This window comes from Coprococcus sp. ART55/1 (assembly GCF_000210595.1).
Lineage (GTDB): Bacteria > Bacillota > Clostridia > Lachnospirales > Lachnospiraceae > Coprococcus > Coprococcus aceti.
Window position 1 is genome coordinate 899,710 of record NC_021018.1, and the last position, 8,207, is coordinate 907,916.

The 8,207-nt window shown below is 47.1% G+C and carries 7 protein-coding genes; all 7 read left to right on the forward strand.

All coding sequences use genetic code 11. The features are described from left to right. On the forward strand, window positions 1–612 hold a 612-nt coding region (locus CCU_RS04245; protein ID WP_243440853.1), incomplete at its 5' end, for a sugar phosphate nucleotidyltransferase. A gap of 2 nt (window positions 613–614) precedes the next feature. Beyond that, a complete protein-coding gene (gene glgD / locus CCU_RS04250; RefSeq protein WP_015533694.1) occupies window positions 615–1,739 on the forward strand; it encodes a glucose-1-phosphate adenylyltransferase subunit GlgD in 1,125 nt (374 codons plus the stop codon). Between the two features lie 79 nt (window positions 1,740–1,818). Then, entirely contained in the window at window positions 1,819–2,079 is a 261-nt protein-coding gene (gene spoVG, locus CCU_RS04255) for a septation regulator SpoVG (RefSeq protein WP_015533695.1), read from the forward strand. Between the two features lie 151 nt (window positions 2,080–2,230). Beyond that, the gene (locus CCU_RS04260; protein WP_015533696.1) at window positions 2,231–2,965 is read left to right on the forward strand and encodes a sugar phosphate nucleotidyltransferase; all 735 of its coding nucleotides are present in this window, start codon (window positions 2,231–2,233) and stop codon (window positions 2,963–2,965) included. Window positions 2,966–3,008: 43 nt separating this feature from the next. Next, a complete protein-coding gene (gene pth, locus CCU_RS04265) occupies window positions 3,009–3,566 on the forward strand; it encodes an aminoacyl-tRNA hydrolase (protein ID WP_015533697.1) in 558 nt (185 codons plus the stop codon). A 12-nt stretch (window positions 3,567–3,578) separates the two neighbouring features. Beyond that, entirely contained in the window at window positions 3,579–7,145 is a 3,567-nt protein-coding gene (mfd, locus tag CCU_RS04270) for a transcription-repair coupling factor (RefSeq protein WP_015533698.1), read from the forward strand. Between the two features lie 57 nt (window positions 7,146–7,202). Continuing rightward, on the forward strand, window positions 7,203–8,207 hold a 1,005-nt coding region (locus CCU_RS04275; protein WP_243440854.1), incomplete at its 3' end, for a SurA N-terminal domain-containing protein.

Consider the following 8,207-nt stretch of genomic DNA (forward strand, 5'->3'; position numbering starts at 1 on the left):
CATATTATTCCATACTGCCATGAGAACGGCAACAAGATATGTGCATACGATTTCAAGGGATACTGGAAGGATGTAGGAACTCTCGGTTCATACTGGGAGGCCAACATGGAGCTTGTCGACATAGTTCCTGAGTTCAATCTGTATGAGGAATTCTGGAAGATATATACGAAGACAGACGCCATACCACCTCAGTACATAGATGAAGCGGCAAAGGTATCCAAGTGTATCATCGGAGAGGGAACCGAGATATACGGAACCGTTGAGAATTCAGTTATAGGCTCTTGTGTAACCATAGGAGAGGGTGCGGTCGTTAAGGATTCGATTATAATGAATGGGGTTACGATCGAAGCTGGTGCCTATGTTGAAAAGGGAATCATTGCCGAGAATGTCAAGGTTGGTGCAAATGCCAAGCTTGGAGTTGGTGAGGAAGCTGTCAATGAGATGAAGCCTAATATCTACGCATTTGGCCTTGTTACTATAGGTGAGAACTCAGTTATACCTGAGGGCGTAACAATAGGTAAGAACACTGCAATATTCGGTGACACAGATCCTTCGGATTATCCGGACGGAACACTTCCGAGTGGCGGTAGTATTATAAAGGCAGGTGAGTAGACATGAGAGCATTAGGAATTATTCTGGCAGGTGGTAACAGCAATAAGCTGGGAGATCTTTCAGCAAAGAGAGCCGTTGCAGCCATGCCTATCACAGGAAGCTACAGAGCAATTGATTTCGCACTTTCCAATATGACCAATTCTCATATTCAGAAGGTAGCGGTATTCACACAGTACAACACAAGATCACTGAATGAGCATCTGAACTCAAGCAAGTGGTGGGATTTCGGAAGAAAGCAGGGAGGTCTGTTCATCTTCACACCTACCATCACAGCAGCTAACAGCTACTGGTACAAGGGAACAGCAGATGCACTTTATCAGAATATCAAGTTCCTCAAGGAGAGCCATGAGCCATATGTAGTTATCGCTTCAGGAGACGGTATCTACAAGCTTGACTACAACAAGGTTCTTGAGGAGCATATAAGCAATGGTGCAGATATCACGGTTGTATGCAAGGATATGGCACCGGGCGAGGATGACATCAACAGATTTGGTGTTATCAATATGAACGAGGATGGCAGGATCATAGACTTCGAGGAGAAGCCTCTTGTGGCAGGAACCAACACGGTTTCCATAGGTGTATATGTCATAAGAAGAAGACAGCTCATCGAACTTCTTGAGACATGTGCCAACGAGGGAAGAAATGATTTCGTAAGAGATATTCTCGTGAGATATAAGGGTGTCAAGAGAATTTACGGATACAAGATGGACAGCTACTGGAGAAACATAGGAACAAAGGAGTCATATTACAGAGCTAATATGGATTTCCTCAAGAAGGACGTAAGAGACTTCTTCTTCAAACAGCATCCGGATATCTACTCAAGAGTGGATGATCTCCCACCAGCAAAGTACAATGCAGATGCGGTGGTAAATAACAGCTTGATAGCAAGCGGTTGTATCATCAACGGAACCGTTGAGAACTCAGTTATATTCAAGAAGGTATACATTGGAAATAACTGTGTGATCAGGAACTCGATCATACTTAACGATGTCAACATCGGTGATAATTCCATCATCGAGAATTGTATCGTGGAGAGCAGGGATACACTCCGTGCGAACACAGTACATCAGGGAACACCTGAGGACATCAAGGTAATAGTGGAGAAGGATTTCAGATATGCGTTGTAGGATGCATACGGTATAAGTAGTACAAATGACAGTTGCGTGTGGGATCGCAATGTGTGTCAGGGTTAAGGGGGTAATTCAGATGCAGATAACTGATATCAGGATCAGAAGTGTTGAGAAGGAAGGCAAGATGAAGGCGGTTGTTTCTATTACGATCGATGACGAGTTTGTTGTGCATGACATCAAGATCATCGAGGGTGAGAAGGGCATGTTCATCGCGATGCCGAGTAGAAAGGCAGCGGATGGAGAATATAGAGATATCGCTCATCCGATCAATACAGCTACAAGAGAGCGTCTGCAGAGTATGATTCTTTCAAAGTATCAGGAATCTTTGGAAGAGTAATACCAGTCTCAAATAGACATTCAGAGCCAGTGCTAGAGGCGTAAGTCACCAAGCTGATAGCATTGGCTCTTTTTATATGGTCTTGTAAAAAAATATAGTATAAAGTAGAATGTATCTGTTTAGATCCAGATAGAATATGGAGGATATAATAATGGTAAAATCAGTTATACTTGCGGCAGGCAAGGGAACAAGAATGAAGTCAGATAAGCCAAAGGTAGTTCATCAGGTGATGGGAAAACCGATGGTATATTATTCTATAGAAGCGGCGCGCCAGGCGGGTGCAGACGAGGTGTGTGTGATCGTTGGATACAAGGCAGACGAGGTGAAGTCAGCCATAGCTGCCAGTGTCAATGATGTGAAGGTTGACTATGCGCTTCAGGAGGAGCAGCTCGGAACAGGCCATGCGGTAAAGTGTGCTGCAGATTTTATTGGACGTGATGGGGATGTGATCATACTCTGTGGAGATACACCGCTTGTGACAGGGGATACACTCAGAAAAGCACTTGATTTCCACAAGGATAGCGGGAATGGTGTAACCGTAATATCGGCGATGCTTGATGATCCATTTGGATATGGAAGGATCATAAGGGACGGTGACAGCCTGGCAAAGATCGTGGAGCAGAAGGATGCTGACGAAGCGGAGCAGGCTGTGAAGGAAGTTAACTCGGGCATGTATATATTTGACTGCGCAGCACTTCAGGACGCACTGTCACAGATATCAAATGACAACGCCCAGGGAGAGTATTATCTTCCGGATGCGATAGAGATAATAAAGAAAATGGGGCTTCCGGCTTCCGCTGTTCCGATGGACGATGCTGACCAGATAAGAGGAGTCAACACCCTGGAGCAGCTTGCAGATGCTGAGAAGATCATGGAGAACAGATAACAATAGAACGATCCACCTGGGTGGAGGAAAATGGAGATACCAAATGAAGATCATAGTTGGACTTGGCAATCCCGGTGCGAAATATGCCGGAACAAGACACAATGTAGGATTTGCGGTTCTGGATGAGCTGGCAGAGAGACATAATATAAGGATAGACACTGCAAAGCATAAGGCACTTATAGGAAAGGGTATAATAGACGGAGAGAAGGTCATACTCGCCATGCCTCAGACATTTATGAATCTCAGCGGAGAGAGCGTAAGGGCGATAATGGACTTCTACAAATGCACGGTTGAAGATCTGATAGTCGTGTACGATGACATAGATCTTGACGTCGGCAAGCTCAGGATCAGACAGAAGGGAAGCGCCGGCGGTCATAACGGTATGAAGAATATCATACAGCACGTTGGCAGCCAGGAATTTGTCAGGATCAGAGTGGGTGTTGGCAAAAAGCCGGATCACATGGATCTGGCTGATTATGTGTTGTCGAGATTTGGAAAGGAAGATCTGGCGAATATAAGAGAGAGCTGCGGTAATGCCTGCGATGCGGTGGAGACCATACTGGCGGATGGCACAGTTGCAGCTATGAATAAGTTTAATTGAGAGTGATGGAGAATGATACGTGTACTTGGTGAGCCATTTGAAAAACTGAATATATATACAGAGTTGAAGGAGTGGCTTGCATCCGGAGATGGATTTGTCAATGTGACAGGTACGACGGGCGAGGGCACGGACAGAGTATTCATGATGCAGGGCTTCGGTGATGACGCATCGGTGCGCCTGATACTGACATATAACGACAGGCGTGCGGAGGAGCTGTACAGCGATATGAAGTTCTACGGAAGGGATGTATATATGTATCCTGCAAAGGATATTCTGTTCTTCAGTGCAGATGTCCACGGCAATGCCATAACCAGACGGCGCATGGAGGTCCTTCGGCGTCTGGCAACGGGAGAACCATGTACGATCATAGCCACGGTAGATGCAATGTATGACAAGATACCTGCATTGTCCTATATGAAAAAATACGTGATAAATATCCATGCGGCACAGTCTCTTGATCTGGATGAGCTCAAGGGCAAGCTGGTGGACCTTGGTTATGAAAAAACTGACAGTGTGGAGGAGCCGGGACAATTTGCCATACGAGGCGGTATCGTGGACATATTTCCGCTGACTGAGGAATGTCCATACAGAATAGACATGTGGGACGATGAAGTCGATACCATCAAGACATTTGATGCGGAGAGCCAGAGATCCATAGAGAATGTGGATGAACTTGTAATTTATCCCGCGGGAGAGATGGTGCTTTCAAAGGAGAGGATCGACAGGGGTATACACAGGCTGGAGGCAGAGCTGAAGCCGTATGCGAAGAAGCTTAAGGATTCATTTCAGACGGAGGCGTATGCCAGGATAAAGGGCGAGATAGCCACGCTGAAGGAACAGCTCACGGAGTTCAGTGCGATATACGGAGTGGATAGCTATGTTGATTATTTTTACAGTGACACGGTGTCTCTGGTGGACTGCCTGCCGGAGGATGCGTACATTTTCATAGATGAGACGAAGAAGGTCACGGAGAAGGCGGATGGCAGTGAGAAGAGTTTTCTTAGCAGCCTGACGCACAGGCTGGAGGGGGGATATATCCTCCCGGGGCAGATGAAGGTTCTGTTCACTTATGATGATGTTCTGGAAAAATGCAGACGCTACAAGGTTGTGGGCTTTGACTCATTTGTGGGTGAGGATGACCGTGTAAAGTATGCTCACCGCGTGGAGATCGAGAGCAGGGAGGTTCACAGCTACAGGAACAATTTTGATGCGCTGGTTACTGATATCAAGAAATGGAAGAAGGACAAATACAGCGTCCTGTTCGTATCGCCATCATCGGTCGGTGCGAAGAGAATGGTCGATAACCTCATGGACAATGACGTCATATGTCATTACCTGAACGACCCGGACAAAGCTCTGGCTGCCAGAGAGATGGCGGTCATGCCGGGAAGGCTCAGAGCCGGTTTTATGATACCGGAGATGAAGCTCATCGTGGTCAGCGAGGGAGATGTGTTCTCCAGCAAGACATCACATTCGCAGGCTTCGAGGAAGAAGCTGCCGCGTGCCGGGGAGATAGTAAAGTCATTCTCGGATGTGAGCGTGGGCGATTATGTGGTCCATGAGAAGTACGGAATAGGTATCTATCGTGGGCTTGAGAAGATAGAGGTCGACGGCGCCTTGAAGGACTATCTGGTCATCGAGTATGCTGAGGGCGGCAAATTATATGTCCTGGCTTCCGAGACGGACAGGATACAGAAGTACAGGAGCAAGGAGAGCCGAGCCCCGAAGATCAACAGACTCGGTGGCAGTGAGTGGCAGAAGGTAAGAAACAAGGTTAAGGGCCATGTCAGCGAGGTGGCTCAGCATCTTGTAAAGCTGTACTCAGAGAGACAGGCGAGGGAAGGCTTTGCCTATTCTCCTGATTCCGAGTGGCAGAAGGAGTTCGAGGAGACATTTCCTTATACTGAGACTGACGATCAGTTAAAGGCCATAGAGGATGTCAAGGCGGACATGGAGAGCCATAAGATCATGGACAGACTGGTGTGCGGAGACGTTGGATTTGGTAAGACTGAGGTGGCGATCCGTGCTGCGTTCAAGGCTGTCGGTGACAGCAAACAGGTTGCGTATCTTGTGCCGACCACGATCCTTGCCGAGCAGCATTATGAGACGTTCACAGAGCGAATGAAGGATTATCCAGTGACGGTGAGACTGTTGTGCAGATTCTGTACCCAGAAGGAGATAAAATCTACACTCAGAGAGCTGAAAGAGGGCAAGGTGGACATAGTCATAGGAACCCACAGGCTGCTCTCAAAGGATGTGGAGTTCAAGAATCTGGGACTTCTCATAATAGATGAGGAACAGAGATTCGGTGTAAATCACAAAGAGAAGATAAAAGAGATGAAGACCAATGTGGATGTTCTGACACTGACGGCGACGCCTATCCCGAGAACACTCCATATGAGTCTTGTTGGAATCAGAGACATGAGCCTGCTTGAGGAGCCTCCGGTGGACAGGAGACCGATACAGACCTATGTCATGGAATATGACAGGGAGCTTGCCAGGGAGGCGATTGCCAGAGAGCTTGCAAGGCATGGTCAGGTATACTATGTGTACAACAGGGTCGAAGGCATAGAGAGATTTGCGGATGATGTGAGAAGCCTCGTGCCATATGCAAATGTAGAGTTTGCCCATGGACAGATGGATGGCCGCACGCTGGAGGACATCATGTACCGGTTCAACAAAAAGGAGATAGACGTGCTTGTGTGCACGACCATCATAGAGACCGGACTTGATATACCGAATGCAAATACCATAATCATACACGACGCTAACCTGTTTGGTCTGGCACAGCTCTACCAGTTACGCGGAAGAGTTGGTCGCTCGGACAGAAGTGCATTTGCATTTATGTTCTACAGGCGCAACAAGATGATATCCGAGGTCGCTGAGAAGAGACTTAGAGCGATAAAAGAATATACGGATCTCGGCTCGGGAGTCAAGGTGTCCAAGGCGGATCTCAACATCAGAGGTGCGGGAAGCGTCCTGGGCGAGAGTCAGTCGGGCAACTATGAGGTCGTGGGCTATGACCTTTACTGCAAGATGCTTAATGATGCGGTCAGGGAGCTCCGCGGCGAGAAGGTTTTCCAGGAATACGAGACGGAGATAGACCTTCCGGTGGATTCGTTCATTCCTGAGACGTACGTCAAAAACGACTTTGTCAAGCTGGAGCTTTGTAAGAGAATATCCCTCATCAAGAATGAGGATGAGTACAATGACATAGTGGATGAGCTCATTGACAGATTTGGCGACATCCCTGACGAGACAATGAATCTTCTTGATGTGGCACTGTTAAGGGCAAATGCAAATATCTGCTTCATAACCCGTATATGGTACAAGGACGGAGACCTGAGATTTGTCATGTACAACAGGGCTGACATAAATGTAGATGGGATAGATGAGCTCGTTAAGAGTTATTCAGGCAGGATGAAATTTGTCATGGGGGCAAAGCCTGAGTTTATATTGAAGCTTGGACGGGAGGAGAAAAATGATCTTCTCAGAAAGGCGGAATTTGTCGTGGCGGATATGTCCCAGATGTTGATAATGACCCACAGTGAAGAAGACAGTGTGGATAACAAAGCATAGATAATGAGTTAGAAATATACAGACAGGAGAATACAAAGATAAGGAGGTGCGGTTCAGTTGAAGAGATGGTTGTGTGTGCTGCTGGCGCTCATATGTGCATTTGCCGTGACTGGATGTGGCAGTGATGCCACTGAGGAGACTGGCAAGGAGGTAGTTCTCAGATACAACGGGCAGAACATAGAGATAGACGAGGTGTATATTTATGCCCAGACTGTGAAGGAGGAGTACGAATCAAAGTATGGCAGTGACGTGTGGAAACAGAGCATAGTGACTGATGATGGTCTGGAGATGGATGCCGTGGATGCAGCAAGGCGTCAGGCGATATCAAAGCTCATAAAGACCAAGACTCTTATAACCAAATCCGGGGAGTACGGCATAAGCCTGACTGCAAGCGAGCAGAAGGATCAGGATACGGCGGCGCAAGAGTTCTATGACAAATTGACTGATGCCCAGATCGCAGAGGTTGGACTTGAACTCGATACGGTGAAGAGAGTTTTGCGTGAGAGCGCACTGGCAGACAAGATATATGATTATGTGATGAAGCAGAGCTCCACGGAGATATCCGATGAGCAGGCCAGGATGAGTACATTTTATGATATGTTCTTTGAGTGCTACTCGGAGGACGATTATGGAAATATCACCCTGTACTCACAGGACAAGATAGATGAGCAGAAGAAAAAGGCGGATGAGGCATATGAATCCATAGAGGAAGCCTCGGATGGCACAGATATGGATATATCATTCCTTGGAAGCGCAAAGGAGCTTAAGTATGCGGGAACACATACGATGAGCAGGGATGATATATTGAGCACCTATGGCCAGGATACGCTGGACATACTGTACAGCATGTCGGATGGCGAGATATCCACGGTGGTGGAGACTGAGTATGGTTACCATATATTCCAGATGATAAGCATTACGGATGAGAAGGCCACGGCCGAGAACAAGAAGAAGCTCACGGATGCCGCTGATGCGGAATACTATGACAACCTTATGAAGGACTGGATAGATGAGCTGGACAGCGGATATTCATACAGTAAGAGTGTGGATATGGATGTGTAC